Raw genomic sequence first — 14,753 nt, 5'->3', positions numbered from 1 at the left:
GGCGAGACGGAACCACTCGCCGCCCTCTTTGACCGCTCACCTGGCCCTTTCAACCGCTCATTCATTTACCTGTCTTTACACGCGCGTGGTTCTGGCACGATCGCTCCAGCATTAATCAATACCTCCTCATAACGAACCCTGACCCTTTTTCATTACATAAAAAACCAGGTCTTACTATGGATACGAAAAAACTACTGAAGCACGTGCCCTGGGCGTTACTCGGGATCCTCGGCGCTTTTTGTCTGGCGGTTGTCGCACTACGCCGGGGCGAACACGTAAGCGCCCTGTGGATCGTCGTTGCGTCTGTCTCCGTCTATCTTGTTGCTTATCGCTACTACAGCTTATACATCGCGCAGAAGGTCATGAAACTCGACCCGACGCGTGCCACTCCGGCGGTCATTAATAATGACGGCCTCAACTACGTGCCCACCAACCGCTACGTGTTGTTTGGTCACCACTTTGCCGCTATCGCCGGTGCGGGTCCGCTGGTCGGCCCGGTTCTGGCCGCGCAGATGGGCTACCTGCCTGGTACCCTGTGGCTGCTCGCGGGCGTAGTGCTGGCCGGGGCGGTGCAGGACTTTATGGTGCTGTTTATCTCTTCTCGCCGTAACGGCGCCTCTCTGGGTGAGATGGTGAAAGAGGAGATGGGCCGCGTGCCGGGGACCATCGCGCTGTTCGGCTGCTTCCTGATTATGATCATCATCCTCGCGGTACTGGCGTTAATCGTGGTGAAAGCGCTGGCCGAAAGTCCGTGGGGGGTCTTCACCGTCTGCTCTACCGTGCCGATTGCGCTGTTCATGGGTATCTACATGCGCTTTATCCGCCCGGGTCGCGTGGGTGAAGTGTCGGTGATTGGTATTGTGCTGCTGGTTGCATCCATCTACTTCGGTGGCGTGATTGCGCACGACCCGTACTGGGGCCCGGCGCTGACCTTCAAGGACACCACCATCACCTTCGCGCTGATTGGGTATGCGTTTGTCTCCGCTCTGCTGCCGGTCTGGCTGATCCTGGCACCGCGTGACTACCTGGCGACCTTCCTGAAAATCGGCGTTATCGTCGGTCTGGCGATCGGCATCCTGGTAATTAACCCGGATCTGAAAATGCCGGCAGTGACCCAGTACATCGACGGTACCGGTCCTCTGTGGAAAGGTGCGCTGTTCCCGTTCCTGTTTATCACCATTGCCTGCGGTGCGGTCTCTGGCTTCCACGCCCTGATTGCTTCCGGTACCACACCGAAGCTGCTGGCTAACGAAAAAGACGCGCGTCTGATTGGCTACGGCGCAATGCTGATGGAGTCTTTCGTGGCGATCATGGCGCTGGTTGCCGCGTCCATCATCGAACCGGGCCTCTACTTCGCGATGAACACCCCTCCGGCAGGACTGGGCATTACCATGCCAAACCTGCATGAGATGGGCGGTGATAACGCGGCGCTGATCATGGCGCAGCTGAAAGATGCGAGCGCACATGCTGCCGCAACCGTCAGCTCCTGGGGCTTCGTGATTTCGCCTGAGCAGATCATGCAGACCGCGAAAGACATTGGCGAACCTTCAGTCCTGAACCGCGCCGGTGGCGCACCGACGCTGGCAGTGGGTATCGCACACGTGTTCCACAAAGTGCTGCCGTGGGCGGACATGGGCTTCTGGTACCACTTCGGTATTCTCTTTGAAGCGTTGTTCATCCTCACCGCGCTGGACGCCGGCACCCGTGCGGGACGCTTTATGCTGCAGGACCTGCTGGGTAACTTCGTGCCGTTCCTGAAGAAAACCGACTCTCTGGTGGCGGGTATTCTGGGAACCGCGGGCTGCGTGGGTCTGTGGGGCTACCTGCTGTATCAGGGCGTTGTCGACCCGCTGGGCGGCGTGAAGAGCCTGTGGCCGCTGTTCGGTATCTCTAACCAGATGCTGGCCGCTGTCGCCCTGGTTCTTGGCACCGTTGTACTGGTGAAGATGAAACGCACCAAATACATCTGGGTCACCGTGATCCCTGCGCTGTGGCTGCTGCTCTGCACCACCTGGGCGCTTGGTCTGAAACTGTTCAGCGCCAATCCGCAGCTGGAAGGCTTCTTCTTCATGGCTAACCAGTACAAAGAGAAAATTGCCGCAGGCGGCGCGGACCTCACTGCCCAGCAGATTGCCAACATGAACCACATCGTGGTGAACAACTACACCAACGCAGGTCTGAGCATTCTGTTCCTGGTGGTGGTGTACAGCATCATCTTCTACGGCATCAAAACCTGGCTGAACGTGCGTAACGCCGACGGTCGTACGGATAAAGAAACCCCGTATGTCCCGGTACCGGAAGGCGGCGTGAAGACCTCTTCACACCACTAATCCGCCCTCGCATCCCTCTCCCTCCGGGAGAGGGTTAGGGTGAAGGGAAACTACGCCCGGCAGCCCCTGCCGGGCTTTTTCTATCTGGAAGGCACAATGTTTGGTAACTTAGGCGAAGCGAAAAAATACCTCGGTCAGGCGGCGAAAATGCTGATTGGCATTCCGGACTATGACAACTACGTTGAGCATATGAAGACCAACCATCCGGATAAACCGTACATGACCTATACCGAATTCTTCCGCGAGCGTCAGGAAGCGCGCTACGGCGGGAGTGGAGAAGGCGGCGTACGCTGCTGCTAAAGGAGAGACCATGACCCCGATTGCCGTCACCCTGCTGACCGGTTTCCTTGGCGCCGGTAAGACCACCCTGCTGCGCCACATTCTGAACGCGCAGCACGGCTTCAAAATCGCCGTGATCGAAAACGAATTCGGCGAAGTCTCGGTCGACGATCAGCTGATTGGCGATCGCGCCACGCAGATCAAAACCCTGACTAACGGCTGCATCTGCTGCACCCGCTCGAATGAATTAGAAGACGCCCTGCTGGATCTGCTCGACAGCCGCGATCGCGGTGAAATCGATTTTGACCGCCTGGTGATTGAATGCACCGGTATGGCCGACCCCGGCCCGATTATTCAGACCTTTTTCGCCCATGAGATCCTCTGCCAGCGCTACCTGCTGGACGGCGTCATTGCGCTGGTCGACGCGGTTCATGCCGACGAACAGATGAACCAGTTCACCCTCGCCCAGTCGCAGGTGGGCTACGCCGATCGCATCCTGCTGACCAAAACCGACGTGGCGGGCGACAGCGAAAAACTGCGCGAGCGTCTGACGCGTATCAACTCGCGGGCGCCGATTTACATCGCGACGCACGGTGATATCGACCTCTCGCAGCTGTTCAACACCAACGGCTTTATGCTGGAAGAGCATGTCACCTCAACGCCGCGCTTCCACTTTATGGCAGATAAGCAAAACGACGTCTCGTCGATTGTGGTCGAGCTGGATTACCCGGTGGACATCAGCGACGTCTCCCGCGTCATGGAAAACCTGCTGCTCTCTTTTGCCGACAGGCTGCTGCGCTACAAAGGGATGCTGTGGATTGATGGCGAACCGAACCGCCTGCTGTTCCAGGGCGTACAGCGGCTGTACAGCGCGGACTGGGACAGACCGTGGGGAGATGAAACGCCGCGAAGCGTCATGGTGTTTATTGGGCTACAGCTGCCGGAAGACGAGATCCGGACAGCGTTTGCAGCACTGCGCAAATAACCGTACGAACGCAGCCCTCTCCGCAGTTGAGGAGAGGGCTGTGAGATTATTTCAGCGCGTCGGGCAGCGTCACAATCCACAGTTCGCTTTCTGACGCCGGCTTCGCCAGCGGCTTCACGGCGAGGGTGGTCGCAACCGGTTTATCATCAATCGTGAGTGCACCTTGCGAATTCACCCGATAATCCTTGAGCTTCTTGCCCTCGACCGGATTTTCCATCGCCACCTTCACGCCAAAGTCGTTATCGTTCGCGACCGCCAGCGTTTTGTTGTCAATCAGCGCTAACCCTTCGGCCTTTTCCTGCTGCCAGCCAAGCGCGCGCAAATCCACGACCTGGGTTTTAGCCGCCAGCGTAATGCCGCGCTGGGCCAGCGTCTTCTCGTCATCAAACTCCGGGTATTCGCCCGGCTTATCGAAGCGTGTCAGATCGCTCGCCTTGCTGAGGTCCACCTTGTAAATGAGGTTGCGCATGCCATCGTTTTTATCGCTGCCCTGCTCAATCAGCAGCAGCTGCTGGTTATCAAGCGCCACAATATCGCCAATTTTGGCGTCACTGTTTTTGCTGTAGGCCACGCTGTCGATGGGATAACCGTACATCGCGGTTTTCCCGGTCGCCGGGTCGAAGCTCACCAGGCGGGTAAACAGCGCCTGTTTTTTGCTTTTGCCATCGATATCCAGCGTGCTTTGCACCGCGGCAATGATACGCCCGTCCGGCATACGGGTCAGGCCTTCAAAGCCCCGGTTTGGTTGACGCCATTTAATAATATTCGGCAAGCCGCCCGCGATGGATTTCTCGCCTTCCGCCGCCTGCGGACCGTGAATCGCCAGGATCTTGCCTTTGCTGTCGACGTTAATCAGGAACGGACCGTACTCGTCGCACAGCCAGTAACCGCCTTTACCGTCCGGCGTGATACCTTCCGTATCCAGCCCGCGATTGTCGCCCTTCAGCACCTTTAACGTGTCACTGAACGCCACTTCATTGGTCGAGCCAATCACGCCGCTTTGCAGCGGCAGACCGTTGATCTCGCCTTTATCGTCATGCAGAGGGCGTGCATCGACGGCCTCCGCTTTGCCATTTTGTACGCGAATCGTCATCAGCAGCGGAGCGAAATCGGGCGTGACAAAGATTTTGGCTTCATCTTTCCCCACTTTCGGCGAATCCGCATTCGGACCGCGATCGGTCACGGTCGCAAACGTCAGGGTATCGCCCTGTTTACCGGTAAACAGCAGGCCAGAGCCAATCCCGACCGGGAGTCCCTTCGGGAATGCACCGGCAAACGCACCGCTGTAGCTCAAGCGCGTGCCTTCGGGGAAGCTGACAACATAGTGCTCGGCCGTGGGCTGCGCCGCCAGGCCAGAGAAAGAGAGCGCACAACCGATAAGCACAGGAATAATTTTTCTTTTCATATTGTTAGTATCCAGAAAGTGAAGCCAACAACGTAAAGAACAAACGTGTCAGGAAAATGACACCGCAGAGATACGCGGGCAGGCAATTGCAGGCGCATAAACCGCCAGAAATGTAAAACTAAACCACAAAGTGTAAAATTTGAAATGTTTCTGGAAATTATTAGAAAGCCAATTAATTCATGTCAAACGGTTATCCTCTGTCTCGTTCAGTGTCTATTTAGTCAAAAAACTAAACCTGTCCTAAACGTCCAGGCAATACATATTGACCCGGCGATAACTAAACATGAAAGCAACATTTCAAAAGCCAGTCATTAACAAAAACAGCATAAAAACACGACCTTAATCACATTTGCAGTCATAAACATCGCTTGTTAAGGTGGCCTCAGATGAAATTAATGACGAGGCACAAAACATGAAAAAACTGAATGTTCTTCTTCTTTCTGCTCTGACCGTCCTGTCGGGTTCCGCACTGGCTATGGGCGGCACGATTGAGCAAGGTAAAAACTTTACTAACCTTAATCTGGAAATGGGTAAATCCTCATCCGGTGTGTACCTTGAAAGCAACTGGCTCAAAAACACTGACGACGGCACGCAAACAGGTGGCGTTGGCGCCGGTTACAACCTGGAAGTGGGCCCGGTGATGCTGAATGCCGGTGCCAAAGCAATCTACCTTGGCCCGAAAAAAGGCGATAACGGCGTGGCATTCCCCATCGGTGGCGGTATTAACGTTGCGCTGACGAACAGCATCCACGTGTTTGGCGAAGGGTATGCCGCACCAGAAGGTCTGAACAACAGCGTGAAAAACTACGTGGAAGCCAACGGCGGTGTGAGCTGGACGCCAATCACGCCTGTGACGCTGAAAGTGGGTTATCGTCACGTAAGCGTTGACGGCAAAGACGGTCGTCCTGGCCACACGCTGATCGACGGCGCATATGTAGGCGGTGGAGTCACCTTCTGATGAAACACCGCATTACCGCGCTTTGCGTTCTGAGCATCACGCTTCTGCTCACCGGTTGCGTCCAGTATAAATGGGTGAAACCGGGAGTCAGTGACGCTGAGATGAATAAAAGGCTCACGGAATGCGAAGCACAGGCCCTGATTGATCTGCCCCCGGACAATGTTGTGACCGGTTCGAGCTCGGAAAAAATGGACAAATCGAAAAAGAAAAAGGATATTTCCACGAGCTACACGGTTGAAGACGCGAATGAATATCGCCGGGATACCTTAGTCGACAGCTGCATGTTCAAAAGCGGCTGGGACAAGATTGAAGTGCAATAACCCAAAAAAAACCTGCCGGATGGCAGGTTTTTTATTCGCGGAGTTACTTACGCACCACCACCAGCTTCTGGTTCACAAACTCTTTGATCCCCAGGTCCGACAGTTCGCGTCCGTAACCGGATCGCTTCACGCCGCCAAACGGCAGCTCTGGCGCGGTATCGGTGAGCCAGTTGATATACACCATGCCGGTCTCAATACGCGACGCCATTTTCTTCGCCCGCTCGATATCCTTGCTGAACACCGCGCCGCCCAGACCATAGTGGGAATCGTTCGCCAGTGCGACCGCTTCGTCATCATTTTTCACCACATAGATCTGCGCCACCGGGCCGAAGAACTCCTCAAAGTAGGCCGGGTTGTCGCGCGAGATATGCGTCAGGATCGTCGGCTCAAAGAAGCACCCGTCACGCTGCACCGGTTTGCCACCGTAATGCAGCGTCGCGCCGTTTTTCACCGCCTCGTTGACCTGTCTGGTCAACGTGTCCAGCGCATCCTGAGAGGACAGCGGCCCCAGGGTGGTGCTCTCGTCCAGCGGATCGCCAATCTTCACCTGCTTAAATGCCTCGGTGAATTTCGCGAGGAAGGCATCCGCAATCTTCTCATGCACGATGAAACGCTTCGCCGCCGTACAGACCTGGCCGGCGTTATTGAGTCGGGCATTCACGCCCGTCTTCACGGCCTTCTCCAGATCGGCATCATCCAGCACCACAAAGACGTCGTTACCGCCCAGCTCCAGGGTCGATTTTTTGATGTGCTTCGCCGCCTGCGCCGCGACCACGCTACCCGCTTTTTCGGAACCGGTCAGCGCGGCACCCTGTACACGATCGTCGGCGATGATGTTCGCCACCTGATCCGACGAAATAAACAGGTTGGTCCACGCCCCTTCCGGTGCACCGGCCTCACGCACCAGATGTGCAAACGTCTCTGCACAGTGCGGCACGATGCTGGCGTGTTTGGCGATCACCGGGTTACCGGCCGCCAGGTTCGGGGCGAGGACACGCATCAGCTGGTAATAAGGGAAGTTCCACGGCTCAACGGCCATCAGCACGCCAATAGGGTGGTGCTCGACCCACGCTTCCCCGAGTTCGGAGTCGTACTTCACCGGGGCGAGGAACCGTTGGGCATTATCCGCGTAGTAGCGGGCGATTTGCGCGCACAGTTTCACTTCACCGCGGCTCTGCTCAATGAGCTTACCCATCTCCTTGCTGGCAATTCTGGCCAGATCCTCCGTACGTTCGTCGATGAGGTCCGCAAGTTTACGCAGTACCGGCAGGCGCTGGTTAATGTCGCCTTTTGCCCAGTCCGAATGGTAAAGCGCATCGGCCGCCTTCAGCGCCGCTTCAACATCCGCGTCGGTATGGGAGGGATATTCTTTGATGAGCTGGTTTGTGGCAGGATTTACTGTCTGGTAAGCCATGTCGAATCTCCTTGTTTTACCGCTTAGGGTATTAAGGGTAGACAATATGACTGGCGATGGACGTAAAGTTGGGTATATCCGGAAGGTTCTTAGCGTGGTACTGCAACATGTCGCGCGGGCATGGTATAAAAAACGTTCCTGACAGGAGTCCCCCATGACCGAGACCCGACACATCCGCCAGACCTTTCATCGCGCCTGCGGCCACGAGCTGCGCAGCACGTGGCAGAGCACCCAGGCGTATAAACGTCATTGTCACCCACAGCTCTCTATTGGCGCGATCCTGGAAGGCCAGACGTGCTGCACAGTCTATGACAGGGAGTATATCCTGACCCCTGGCGACATCATCGTCATCCCGGCGCATGCGCCCCACAGCTGCAACCCGGTGGCGGGGCAGCCACGCAGCTACCATATGCTGTATATCGACACTGACCTTTCGCTGGCACTGCAGGTCATTCGCGATCAAGCGCTGTTTAATCATTATCTTGACGTGGTTGAGAACATGACCGCGACCTCCCTGAAGGCACTGCTTTGCGCCCTTCCTCCCTCTACAGGCCGTACAGATAAGCCCCATTCATTGAGTCAGCAGGTGCAAGAGGCGTTTCTGTCGAACCTCACCGCTCCGCCTTCCCTTGACGACCTTGCCCGGCGATTTTCACTGCGCAAAGAGACGTTAATCCGCACCTTTAAACAGGACACCGGCCTGACGCCAGGACGCTTTCTCAACATCTCTCGCGTGGAATACGCCAAAGCGCGACTGCGTGCGGGAGATGATCTCGCCGATGTCGGTTACCAGAGCGGGTTTGCCGACCAGAGCCATTTCCATAAAACCTTCGTCAGCTACACGGCCGCCACGCCTCGCCAGTACGCGACGGGCCGATCAATATCAGACAATAATCAGGATACGTAACGCCGTAAGGTGATCTCCGTTTTTGCTCTGGAGGTCACGATGGAACTGTTCTTCCCTTCCGCTTTTCTCGCCCTGGCGCTGGCGCATTTTGTAGCCCTGTTAAGCCCCGGTCCGGATTTCTTTTTGCTGGTCGGTTACGCCGCACGTTACCGGCTGCGCGGCAGTGCCGGGTTGTGCCTCGGTATCGCCGCGGGTAACGCGCTCTATATTGTGCTGGTGATTATCGGCTGGAGCGCCCTGCGCACGTTTTCGTGGCTGTTCACCCTTATCGAATTATCCGGCGCGCTCTACCTGCTCTGGATTGGATCGCGGCTGGCGCGCAGCCGCCCACAGACGCTTGCGCTCAATGAGACTCATCAGCGGTGCCCCTCATTGCGTAAGCAAATCCTGCTGGGGCTCGGTTCGGCACTGTTAAACCCGAAGAATGCGCTTTTTTATCTGGCGCTCATGACGGCGCTGTTAGGGCCGGATGTCACGCTGCTTCAGCAGTCAACCTGCGGTGTCTGGATGGTAATGGTGGTGCTGGTCTGGGATTTAGCGCTGGTGTCGCTGATGGGCTTGCCCGTGGTTCAGCGGACGCTCAGCCGTTCACTCTGGCTGATTGAGCGAACCGCTGGCGTGGTGCTGATGGCGTTTGGTGGGTGGGTCGTGTGGCGTTTTTTGCATTTTCTTCCCGCCTCCCTCTATTCTTAAGCCATGGAAAAAATAGCTGAACTTAAACGCGCCAAGCTGCTGGCGCTGTCGCTGCTGCTGATTGCCGCCGCGGCGTTTATCACCACCCTGTTCCTGCCGCAAACCTTCTGGGTGCGCGGCGTAAAGGCCATTGCCGAGGCGGCGATGGTCGGCGCGCTGGCGGACTGGTTTGCCGTCGTCGCGCTGTTTCGCCGGGTGCCTATCCCGTTTATCTCACGCCATACGGCGATCATTCCGCGCAACAAAGACCGCATTGGCGACAATCTGGGTCAGTTCGTGCAGGAAAAGTTTCTCGATACCCAGTCACTGGTGGCATTGATCCGCCGCTATGAGCCGGCACAGATGATTGGCACCTGGTTCAGCCAGCCCGACAACGCCCGGCGCGTCGGGCTGCATCTGATTCAGGTAATGAGCGGTTTTCTTGAACTGACCGACGACGGACGCATTCAGCGGCTGCTCAAACGGGCGGTGCATAAGGCCATCGACAAGGTCGACTTCACCGAAACCAGCGCGGTGATGCTGGAGAGCATGACCCGGAACAATCGCCATCAGGTGCTGCTGGACGCCATCATCAACCGCCTGATCGCGCTTATCCAGCGTGACAGCACGCGGGACTTTATCGCCGACCAGATTGTGCACTGGCTGAAGACCGAGCATCCACGCAAGGCCATGGTGCTGCCTACCGAGTGGCTCGGCGATCAGAGTGCGGAGATGGTGTCGAATGCGGTGAATACGCTGCTGGATGATATCAGCCACGACCGCACGCACCAGATCCGCCAGGCGTTTGACCGCGCCACGCTGAAGTTTATCGACAACCTGAAAAACGATCCGGAAATGGCCGCCAAAGCCGATAACATCAAGCACTACCTGAAGAACGACGAGGCGTTTAACCGTTATCTGGGCGAGATGTGGGCCGACCTGCGTCAGTGGCTGAAAGCGGATATGCAAAGCGAGGACTCGCGCGTCAGGCAGCGCATCGCCAACGCCGGACTGTGGTTTGGCGAAACGCTGTCGAACGATGCCAGCCTGCAGGCATCGCTGAACGAGCATCTGGAGCAGGCGGCGCACCGCGTGGCGCCGGATTTTGCCGCGTTCCTCACACGGCATATCAGCGACACGGTCAAGAGCTGGGATGCCAAAGATATGTCGCGCCAGATTGAGCTTAATATCGGCAAAGACCTGCAGTTCATCCGTGTGAACGGCACGCTGGTGGGTGGGACGATTGGCCTGATCCTGTTTTTACTCTCGCAATTGCCTGCCGTGCTCGCGCATTAATTCGCCTCAGGCGGCGCGATCACATAGCGCGTAGGGGCAAAGCGATTAAGGATCAAATGCACCAGGAAGACCATTGTCAGGGTCGCCACCAGCGCAAAGGTCACCGAGGTAATGCGATAGAGATCGCTGAACACCAGGTCGCTGTCCGGGTGCATGTTCTGCCCGAACATAATGCCGATGGTGGTGATGCTGGAAAACCCGACCCCGGCGCCGACCTTCTCCATCACGTGCAGCCGCGCGCCAAATGCCAGCCCAAGGCCGATAAGCGGCATCATCAGCAGCATATGGCTGCTGTGATCGTAAAGGATAAGCTGGACGACCAGAATGTAGAGGCAGCCCAGCACCACGCCGACCACGCGCCAGAGGGAACTCATCACCGCGCCGCGATAGTGCATGGGAAACAGAATCAATACCCCGGCCATCAGCGCGGAAAGTGAGTCGCTCAGGTCGCTTATCTGGAAGATGACGAAAATCAGGGTGGCAACGGTCCCGGAAAGCAGCGACTCGTGGCGCACACGGGCGTCATCTTTTTCAATCAGCGGCGGCGGCTTGCGCGGCTCCACGTCCGGCAGCAGGTAATTCATCAGCGCGCTCAGGCACACCGCCATAACGCTCGCTTCGATATTGGAAAACAGCAACGTATGCCAGTCGGTGGTGGGATAGCTCATAAAGTTGAGCATCACGCTCTGGCAGACCACGCCCATCGAACCAAACAGAAACAGCGGTCCCTTACTCATAAAGCGAAAACGCATGACGTACAGGGCGAATACGACTAGCGTCATGATCACCGGCCATTGCGACAGATAGCCGATGATAATGACCATTTCAACGCAGTTAAGCGAGGCGCTAAAGATAAATTGCTTCGCCACGTGGCGGTTAAAGACCGGTACCAGCGACAGCAGCATGATGGGGTAGACCACGAAAAACACGCCGTAGTGAGTGTTGTAAAAACTCGAAATGCTCAGCGCAATCATGCCGGCAAAGACAATGCGCAGGGTCTGGCGAAAGTCGTTTGCCGTATAGACGATGTTGCCGTGCGGGGTAAACACCCGCGCCAGAGTGTTAATAGACATAGTGCAGCAGGCTCACCAGGTGGATCTGCATCCCGGAGAAGAAGCGCGCAAACGGCCCTTCGCTGTTATAGAGCTGCACGGTGGCACGCGCACCGGTCGGAAGTTGCTTCGGCAGCGCCTCGTCCAGCGCCACGTGGATACGCATACGCTGGGCATCACGAACCCACCGGTTGGAGGTTTCTGGCTCGGACAGCTCGCCGTTCACCGCCTCCTGTCCGGCGAGGATCCCCGCATCGCTGCTGGTCACATGCGCACGGAAGACGTGTCCCGGGAAGGCATCAAACACCACGGCGGCATCGGTTCCCTGATGGGTATGGCGCAGGCTCTTCTCGCGGAAGTCGGCCACGATATCGGCCTGATTATTCACCAGCGCCAGCGCGGCCGAGCCGGAGGAGGCGTAATAGCCCGGGCTGAGCTGCAGGTTACTGACCGTGCCGTCCGCCTGGGCGTAAACCTTCGTCCAGCCAAGATTCAGTTCCGCTTCATCCAGCGCGTTGCGGTATTTCTGCAGGGTGACGTTGCGGTGTTCTTCCCGCTCACCGCGCTGAATGCGCAGGTTACGGATGTTCGCCTGCAGCGAACTGACGGACTGCTCGCTGCTCTGCCAGGTGGTCCGGACTTTATCCAGATCCGCCTGCGACACGTTCTGCAGCGTGCTGAGTTTCTGATAACGATCGTAGGTCACCTTGTCGTTACGCGCGGTCAGCACGGCGGTTTTCAGGCTGGCCTGTGCGGCCGCGATCTGCGCATCCAGCTGTTCGTTAGAAAGTCGCGCCTGCTCAAGCGCGATTTGCGCTGCTTCCACTTTATTGCGAAACGGCGTGTCATCCAGTTCAAACAGCAGGTCGCCTCGCTTCACCTGGCTGTTGTTGTGTACATGGACAGCCGCCACGTAGCCGGAAACGCGCGGAGAAACCGGTGTCACCACGCGCATGACGGTGGAGTCCGGCGTCAGCGGGATCCAGATGTCCGCGACGACAAAGTAGACAAACATCAGCAGGAAAGAGGCAATACTTACCCTTACCCAGCGGGCAAACTTTTGTTCAGGAGTCATTATTTTTCGGTCTTGTTATCTTCTTCGCGGATTTTCCGCAAATTGCAGGCGATTTGATTCAATGTGGCGCTGAAAATATCGAGATGCTCCGGCGCGATGTTTTGCGATACGCGCGCCTGAAATGTCTCGATCACCCGGGAGAGCGTCCTGAGTACGGCGTTCCCCTCCGGCGTCAGCGTGAGTAGCCGGATACGCTTGTCATAAGGCGATACGGTGCGTAACAGGTAACCCTGTTTTTCCAGCTGTGTCAGCGTGCGCATCAGCGGCGGCAGTTCAATACCCTGCACCTCCCCCAGTTCACTCACCGAGACGTTATCCCCAAGCTGTTGAAGCTGCATCATCACCGTCCAGCTCGACTGGGTTAACCCGGTCTCGAGAATGGCGTCGTCAATCACGGCGCGCCACTGACGCACGATCATGGCCATCCGCATCCCCATCGGTCTGCGGCTAAACAGTTCTTCTTCACGCATGGGATATCCTCTCGTAACACGCGGTCAAGATAATAGTTACCAGGGTAAGTATCAAGAAACGAGAGACAAAAGAGCAGGAATTGCGAAAGACGAATGCCCTCTCCCGGTGGGAAAGGGCATCAGACCGCCGAGAGTTTAGCGGCTAAAACGTTTTTTAATGGCAACGTTTCCCGACGCGGTGACCACCACGTCCCGATATCCCGCCACCCGCTGGATCCAGCCGTTGCTGTCCAGGTACGCGAGGAGCGCCGCGCCCGCCTCGCCCCCGAGGTGAAACCGCCGCTCGCTCCAGTCAAGACAGGCACAGCAGGCCTTACGGCGCGGATTGGTGCTTAATGAAATACCGAGCGTCAGGAACTGTTCGCGTCCATACACGGTCAGGGCTGACCCGTCCGTCTCCAGCCAGCCCTGCGCCTGCATAAAATCATAGATTTGAACGGCCACCGTCCCTGCCAGATGGTCGTAACAGGTGCGGGCTTCACGCAGGGCTTTCGGGGCGGTGGTTTCCGGCGGGGTGATGCGGCTCCACGACAGCCCCATCATCTGCTCGACCAGCTCCGCCACGTCGTGTCCTGCCAGGCGGTAATAGCGATGCCGCCCCTGTGACAGACAGGTAATCAGCTTTCCGTCCAGCAGACGGGTCAGGTGCCCGCTGGCGGTGGAGGGGGCGACATCCGCCGCCGCGCTCAGCTCGGTGGCGGTCCATGCCCTGCCATCCATCAGCGCACAGAGCATTTTCACACGCGACGGATCCGCCATGGCGGCGGCCACTGCCGCCATGGCCTGCTCCAGCAGCGCGCTATTGTCAGGGGGTAAACGGGTCTTAAGCATGGACTGCCCATGGTCTGGTGATCTCTGCCGCCAGCTTATCATTATCCGTCAGCAGAATGAGGTGATTCGCATGGTCGCTGTACTGGGTCAGTACAGACACACCGTGAGCCGCTAACGCCGCGGCAATCTCGCCCAGCTCACCGGGGCGCGCCTGCTGCAGTTTTCTGATCAGCGGTTTACGAACTGACCGGACGTTAAACCCGCCCTCAAGCAGCACGCGACGGGCTTTTTCGCCCTCTTCCACCAGGAAATGGGCTTCGGTACCAAACACGCCGCCGCCCTCCAGCCCCACACCATTGCGCCCCAGCAGCTGGCCGAATCGCGCCAGTTCCCCTGGCGTAGCGTCGAAAATCACATGAACGTCATACATCCGCACGCCCTCCGGTTTCTGAGGCGTATTCCCGCACCACCTGCGCCACCCAGATGCGGTAGTACGTAAAGATAGCCTCCCGCCCCTCCCTCTGCGCCGCCTGATGAAAGACGTTCTGCTTCCAGCGGCGGACCGCTTCTTCATCCCGCCACCAGGAGAGGGAGAGAATTTTGCCGTCGGTGGTCAAGCTCTGAAAACGCTCGATATCAATAAACCCGTCGATATCCGCCAGCAGGGGCTTGAGTTCGGCTGCGAGCTGCAGGTAACGCGCCTGATGGGCAGGCGCGGCCTGGGCTTCGAAAAGGACTGCAATCATGGTTGTCTCTCCGTTGTGAGGGTGCGGAGAGCATGCAGGAAAGAAAATGCGGATGCTTCGGTGAAGGGCGAAG

16 protein-coding genes are annotated in these 14,753 nt (G+C 57.4%); 8 read left to right on the top strand and 8 right to left on the bottom strand.

From position 1 onward, the window contains the following. Positions 1-176: 176 nt before the first annotated feature. The 3 genes from L462_RS01555 to yjiA all read left to right on the top strand — a co-directional run bounded on the left by L462_RS01555 (position 177) and on the right by yjiA (position 3,594). Positions 177-2,330 (top strand): carbon starvation CstA family protein, encoded by a 2,154-nt coding sequence (locus tag L462_RS01555; protein WP_014168479.1) that lies wholly within the window; start codon positions 177-179, stop codon positions 2,328-2,330. Between the two features lie 96 nt (positions 2,331-2,426). Beyond that, a complete protein-coding gene (locus tag L462_RS0123905) occupies positions 2,427-2,630 on the top strand; it encodes a YbdD/YjiX family protein (protein WP_003856610.1) in 204 nt (67 codons plus the stop codon). Between the two features lie 10 nt (positions 2,631-2,640). Beyond that, entirely contained in the window at positions 2,641-3,594 is a 954-nt protein-coding gene (gene yjiA / locus L462_RS01560) for a GTPase (RefSeq protein WP_020885316.1), read from the top strand. 46 nt (positions 3,595-3,640) lie between these two features. Here yjiA and L462_RS01565 read toward each other — a convergent pair whose 3' ends face one another. Next, positions 3,641-4,999 (bottom strand): esterase-like activity of phytase family protein, encoded by a 1,359-nt coding sequence (locus L462_RS01565; RefSeq protein ID WP_032679570.1) that lies wholly within the window; start codon positions 4,997-4,999, stop codon positions 3,641-3,643. A 412-nt stretch (positions 5,000-5,411) separates the two neighbouring features. Here L462_RS01565 and L462_RS01570 point away from each other — a divergent pair, with 412 nt between their 5' ends. After that, the gene (locus L462_RS01570) at positions 5,412-5,957 is read left to right on the top strand and encodes a YfaZ family outer membrane protein (RefSeq protein ID WP_032679569.1); all 546 of its coding nucleotides are present in this window, start codon (positions 5,412-5,414) and stop codon (positions 5,955-5,957) included. Continuing rightward, positions 5,957-6,277: a hypothetical protein gene (locus L462_RS01575; protein WP_032679568.1), complete on the top strand. Its 321-nt coding sequence runs from the start codon at positions 5,957-5,959 to the stop codon at positions 6,275-6,277. The genes L462_RS01570 and L462_RS01575 overlap by 1 nt, the downstream gene beginning before the upstream one ends. Positions 6,278-6,320: 43 nt before the next feature. On the opposite strand, the gene L462_RS01580 is transcribed toward L462_RS01575, so the two are convergent. Continuing rightward, positions 6,321-7,691, bottom strand: a complete 1,371-nt coding sequence (locus tag L462_RS01580) for an NAD-dependent succinate-semialdehyde dehydrogenase (RefSeq protein ID WP_032679567.1) — start codon at positions 7,689-7,691, stop codon at positions 6,321-6,323. A gap of 154 nt (positions 7,692-7,845) precedes the next feature. Here L462_RS01580 and L462_RS01585 point away from each other — a divergent pair, with 154 nt between their 5' ends. The 3 genes from L462_RS01585 to L462_RS01595 are packed head-to-tail and all read left to right on the top strand — an operon-like array spanning position 7,846 to position 10,566. Beyond that, entirely contained in the window at positions 7,846-8,598 is a 753-nt protein-coding gene (locus L462_RS01585; protein ID WP_032679566.1) for an AraC family transcriptional regulator, read from the top strand. A 39-nt stretch (positions 8,599-8,637) separates the two neighbouring features. Then, on the top strand, positions 8,638-9,291 hold the full coding sequence (locus L462_RS01590) for a LysE family translocator (protein WP_020885321.1): 654 nt from the start codon (positions 8,638-8,640) through the stop codon (positions 9,289-9,291). 3 nt (positions 9,292-9,294) lie between these two features. Beyond that, a complete protein-coding gene (locus tag L462_RS01595) occupies positions 9,295-10,566 on the top strand; it encodes a DUF445 domain-containing protein (RefSeq protein WP_014168469.1) in 1,272 nt (423 codons plus the stop codon). Here L462_RS01595 and L462_RS01600 read toward each other — a convergent pair. The 6 genes from L462_RS01600 to L462_RS01625 all read right to left on the bottom strand — a co-directional run bounded on the left by L462_RS01600 (position 10,563) and on the right by L462_RS01625 (position 14,680). Further along, on the bottom strand, positions 10,563-11,639 hold the full coding sequence (locus tag L462_RS01600; protein WP_014168468.1) for a DUF2955 domain-containing protein: 1,077 nt from the start codon (positions 11,637-11,639) through the stop codon (positions 10,563-10,565). The two genes, L462_RS01595 and L462_RS01600, sit on opposite strands and share 4 nt — an antisense overlap. Then, positions 11,629-12,696, bottom strand: a complete 1,068-nt coding sequence (locus tag L462_RS01605) for an HlyD family secretion protein (protein WP_086533213.1) — start codon at positions 12,694-12,696, stop codon at positions 11,629-11,631. The genes L462_RS01600 and L462_RS01605 overlap by 11 nt, the downstream gene beginning before the upstream one ends. Further along, positions 12,693-13,163, bottom strand: a complete 471-nt coding sequence (locus L462_RS01610; RefSeq protein WP_014168466.1) for a MarR family winged helix-turn-helix transcriptional regulator — start codon at positions 13,161-13,163, stop codon at positions 12,693-12,695. The genes L462_RS01605 and L462_RS01610 overlap by 4 nt, the downstream gene beginning before the upstream one ends. Before the next feature lie 135 nt (positions 13,164-13,298). After that, entirely contained in the window at positions 13,299-13,994 is a 696-nt protein-coding gene (locus L462_RS01615) for an ArsR/SmtB family transcription factor (RefSeq protein ID WP_032679565.1), read from the bottom strand. Next, positions 13,987-14,364, bottom strand: coding sequence for a hypothetical protein (locus L462_RS01620; protein WP_032679564.1), 378 nt, complete (start codon positions 14,362-14,364; stop codon positions 13,987-13,989). The genes L462_RS01615 and L462_RS01620 overlap by 8 nt, the downstream gene beginning before the upstream one ends. After that, on the bottom strand, positions 14,357-14,680 hold the full coding sequence (locus tag L462_RS01625) for an antibiotic biosynthesis monooxygenase family protein (protein WP_032679563.1): 324 nt from the start codon (positions 14,678-14,680) through the stop codon (positions 14,357-14,359). Before L462_RS01625 ends, L462_RS01620 begins: the two co-directional genes overlap by 8 nt. Positions 14,681-14,753: the final 73 nt, after the last annotated feature.

Origin of the sequence: Enterobacter sp. BIDMC 26, from assembly GCF_000534435.1 — a bacterium.
Taxonomy (GTDB): domain Bacteria; phylum Pseudomonadota; class Gammaproteobacteria; order Enterobacterales; family Enterobacteriaceae; genus Enterobacter; species Enterobacter ludwigii.
Note: the sequence above shows the minus strand (reverse complement) of the source record. Positions and strands in the feature narration are given on the sequence as shown.

What these genes read in the sequence shown, in the direction of transcription:
- L462_RS01555 (WP_014168479.1), top strand. Translation starts at nt 177, where the DNA reads ATGGATACGAAAAAACTACTGAAGCACGTGCCCTGGGCGTTACTCGGG.
- L462_RS0123905 (WP_003856610.1), top strand. Translation starts at nt 2,427, where the DNA reads ATGTTTGGTAACTTAGGCGAAGCGAAAAAATACCTCGGTCAGGCGGCG.
- yjiA (WP_020885316.1), top strand. Translation starts at nt 2,641, where the DNA reads ATGACCCCGATTGCCGTCACCCTGCTGACCGGTTTCCTTGGCGCCGGT.
- L462_RS01565 (WP_032679570.1), bottom strand. Translation starts at nt 4,999, where the DNA reads ATGAAAAGAAAAATTATTCCTGTGCTTATCGGTTGTGCGCTCTCTTTC.
- L462_RS01570 (WP_032679569.1), top strand. Translation starts at nt 5,412, where the DNA reads ATGAAAAAACTGAATGTTCTTCTTCTTTCTGCTCTGACCGTCCTGTCG.
- L462_RS01575 (WP_032679568.1), top strand. Translation starts at nt 5,957, where the DNA reads ATGAAACACCGCATTACCGCGCTTTGCGTTCTGAGCATCACGCTTCTG.
- L462_RS01580 (WP_032679567.1), bottom strand. Translation starts at nt 7,691, where the DNA reads ATGGCTTACCAGACAGTAAATCCTGCCACAAACCAGCTCATCAAAGAA.
- L462_RS01585 (WP_032679566.1), top strand. Translation starts at nt 7,846, where the DNA reads ATGACCGAGACCCGACACATCCGCCAGACCTTTCATCGCGCCTGCGGC.
- L462_RS01590 (WP_020885321.1), top strand. Translation starts at nt 8,638, where the DNA reads ATGGAACTGTTCTTCCCTTCCGCTTTTCTCGCCCTGGCGCTGGCGCAT.
- L462_RS01595 (WP_014168469.1), top strand. Translation starts at nt 9,295, where the DNA reads ATGGAAAAAATAGCTGAACTTAAACGCGCCAAGCTGCTGGCGCTGTCG.
- L462_RS01600 (WP_014168468.1), bottom strand. Translation starts at nt 11,639, where the DNA reads ATGTCTATTAACACTCTGGCGCGGGTGTTTACCCCGCACGGCAACATC.
- L462_RS01610 (WP_014168466.1), bottom strand. Translation starts at nt 13,163, where the DNA reads ATGCGTGAAGAAGAACTGTTTAGCCGCAGACCGATGGGGATGCGGATG.
- L462_RS01615 (WP_032679565.1), bottom strand. Translation starts at nt 13,994, where the DNA reads ATGCTTAAGACCCGTTTACCCCCTGACAATAGCGCGCTGCTGGAGCAG.
- L462_RS01620 (WP_032679564.1), bottom strand. Translation starts at nt 14,364, where the DNA reads ATGTATGACGTTCATGTGATTTTCGACGCTACGCCAGGGGAACTGGCG.
- L462_RS01625 (WP_032679563.1), bottom strand. Translation starts at nt 14,680, where the DNA reads ATGATTGCAGTCCTTTTCGAAGCCCAGGCCGCGCCTGCCCATCAGGCG.